Origin of the sequence: Streptomyces synnematoformans (assembly GCF_039531005.1) — a bacterium.
Lineage (GTDB): Bacteria > Actinomycetota > Actinomycetes > Streptomycetales > Streptomycetaceae > Streptomyces > Streptomyces synnematoformans.
The window spans coordinates 1-2,848 of the sequence record NZ_BAAAPF010000526.1 but is presented as its reverse complement, the minus strand read 5'-3'; the positions used below and the strand labels follow the sequence as shown (position 1 = coordinate 2,848).

At 77.6% G+C, this 2,848-nt stretch carries 2 protein-coding genes and 1 pseudogene; all 3 read left to right on the top strand.

All coding sequences use genetic code 11. The features are described 5' to 3' along the window. Window positions 1-486 (top strand): annotated as a pseudogene (locus tag ABD317_RS35500) (acyltransferase family protein); the annotation flags it as partial. Window positions 487-511: 25 nt separating this feature from the next. Beyond that, the gene (locus ABD317_RS35495) at window positions 512-1,978 is read left to right on the top strand and encodes a sensor histidine kinase (protein WP_344295890.1); all 1,467 of its coding nucleotides are present in this window, start codon (window positions 512-514) and stop codon (window positions 1,976-1,978) included. After that, window positions 1,975-2,664: a response regulator gene (locus ABD317_RS35490; RefSeq protein WP_344295887.1), complete on the top strand. Its 690-nt coding sequence runs from the start codon at window positions 1,975-1,977 to the stop codon at window positions 2,662-2,664. Before ABD317_RS35495 ends, ABD317_RS35490 begins: the two co-directional genes overlap by 4 nt. The last annotated feature ends 184 nt before the right edge of the window (window positions 2,665-2,848 follow it).

Genomic DNA, 2,848 nt, shown 5'->3' with positions numbered 1-2,848 from the left:
CCCACGCCGTACGCCGCCCCGGCCGCCCGCGGCGGCGCGGCGGCGACGGCGGCGCTGGTGCTCCGCGGCGCCTACCCGGCGGCCATGGTCGGCGTGCCCGGGGCCGCGGTCTCCAACCTGGACCCGCCGACCCTCGCCGCCGTCACCTTCGGCCTCGCCCAGTGCGGCGGGGCGCTGCTGCTGCTCGGGCCGCTGCGCCGGGTGCTGCGGCGGCGGCCGGCGGCGTGGGCGGCGGTGGCGCTGCTCAACCTGTCGGCGATGACGGTCTTCCTCTGGCACCAGACGGCGATGATGGCGGTCTCGGCGCTCGGCCTGCTCGCGGGCGGCGGCGCGCTGCCGGGGCTGCACACGGTGCCGGACGGGGGCGGCTGGGTGGCGGCCCGGCTGGTGTGGCTGCCGGCGTTCGCGGCGGTGCTGCTGGTGTGCCGGGCGGCCTTCCACGCGTACGAGCGGCCGGGCGGGCTGACCGCCGTACGAGGTACCTAGGGTGGAGCGAGCGAGGGAGGAGCCGATGGGGAAGGGATCCGCCGCCGGGCTGCGGACGGTGCTGCGCACGCTGCGCGCGGACCTGTGGACGACGGCCGTCGGCCCGCCGCAGGGTGTGCCGGGCACCGGGGCCGCGGCGGGGGCCGGAGCGGCGCCGCGCTCGCGGCTGCGCGAGTGGCTGCCCGCGCTGGCCGTGCCGGCCCTGCTGGTGCTGGCGGCCCTGCACGTCGCCGCCACCAACCAATACGCCTTCGGCTACGACATGGGCATGCGCACCGCCACCCTGCTCGCCACGCTGCAGTCGGCGGCCTTCCTCGTGGCGCCGCTCCGGCCGGTGCTCGCCTGCTGGGTCACCACGGTGGTCATGCTGGTGGTCGCGCGGTTCGCGGACACCGCGCACGGCGCCGACGCGGACGGGATGTTCCCCTGGACGGCCACCGGGCTCGTGCTGCAGGCCGGGGTGCTGTTCGCGGTGGCGCTGCGCTGCCGGCCGCGGATCGCGGCCGAGACGCTGGGGATCAGCGTGCTGGCGGGCCTCGGCTACGGCTTCTTCTCCGCCGAGGACACGACGGGCGTGCCGTTCGCCGTCCTGGTCCTCGCCCTCGCCGCCGGCGGCGGCGTCGCGGTGCGCGGGCGCCGGGTGGCCCGCACGGAGCTGGCGGCGCAGGAGGAGCTGACCGCCGGGGAGCGGGCCCGGCGCACGCTGCTGCAGGAGCGCACCAGGATCGCCCGCGAGCTGCACGACGTGGTCGCCCACCACATGTCGGTGATCTCCATCCAGGCGCAGGTCGCGCCGCACCTGGTGCAGGACCCGCCGGAGGAGCTGAAGGAGAACCTCGCGGGGATCCGCGCGAGCGCCGTCGAGGCGCTGGCCGAGCTGCGCCGGGTGCTGGGCGTGCTGCGGGCCGACGACGGGGAGGCGGGCGCCGAAGCCGCCCCGCCCCCCGGCCTCGGTCCCGGCCTCGACCCCCGCCTCGACCCCGTCCTCGACCCGGGCGCCGGCCCCGCGCCCGGTGCCCCCGCCCGCCCCGACGACGTACGCCACGCCCCGCAGCCCACCCTCGACCGGCTCGGCGAACTGGCCGACGCGGTGCGCCGCGCCGGGGTCGAGGTCGCCGCCCGGACCACCGGGAAGCCGTACGCGCTGCCGCCGGGCGTCGAGCTGTCCGCGTACCGCATCGTGCAGGAGGCGCTCAGCAACGTGGTCCGGCACGCGCCCGGGGCCCGCGCCCGGGTGGAGGTCGGCTACCGCCCCGCGGGGCTCACCGTCCGGGTCGTCAACACCGCGCCGGAGCGCGCCGCACCGCCCTGGGCGGGCGCGGGGCACGGGCTGCTCGGGATGCGGGAGCGCGCCGCGATGCTGGGCGGCGAGCTGGCCGCCGGCACCACCCCCGACGGCGGCTACGAGGTGACCGCGATGCTGCCCGTGGCGCCCGCTGAGCCCTCTGTGCCTCCTGCGTCCGCTGCCCCCGACGGTGCGGAGACCCCGTGACGAACATCCGCGTGCTGATCGCCGACGACCAGGTCATGGTGCGCCAGGGCTTCACCGTGCTGCTCGACGCCGAGCCCGGGATCGAGGTCGTCGGCCAGGCGGTGGACGGCGCGGACGCCGTCGCGAAGGTCGCGGAGCTGCGCCCGGACGTCGTGCTGATGGACATCCGGATGCCCGGGCTCGGCGGCATCGAGGCCACCCGCCGCATCACCGCACCGCCCGCCCCGCCCGCGCCCCCTGCCGCCGCCGTCCGGGTGCTGATCCTGACCACCTTCGACCTCGACGAGTACGTGTACGAGGCGCTGCGCGCGGGCGCGTCCGGGTTCCTGCTGAAGGACGCCTCGGCCGCCGAGCTGGCCCACGCCGTCCGGGTCGTCGCCACCGGCGAAGCGCTCCTCGCCCCCGCCGTGACCAGGCGCCTCATCACCGAGTTCGCCCGGCTGACCCGCGCCCCGCGGCCCCCGCGACCGGACCGCGCCGGCGGTCTGACGGAGCGCGAGACCGAGGTCCTGGGCCTGATCGCGCAGGGCCTGTCGAACGCGGAGATCGCCGAGCGGCTGGTGGTGGCGGAGCAGACGGTGAAGACCCACGTGGGCCGGATCCTGGCCAAGCTGGGGCTGCGCGACCGTACCCAGGCGGCGGTCTTCGCCTACGAGACGGGCCTCGTCCGCCCCGCCGGCGACTAGGGGCGGCGCAGCCCCGTGATCCCGCGTACCGCCTCGGAAAGTCACAACGGTTGCACATGGCGGTCGGTACTTCTGACCCGCCGCCGTGAGCGGGTGCCGCTACCCGGCGCGGAGGTCGAGCCAGGCGACCTCGTGCGCGGAGAGGCGTACGCCCAGCCCCGGGAGGGAGGTGCGGGTCTCTGCG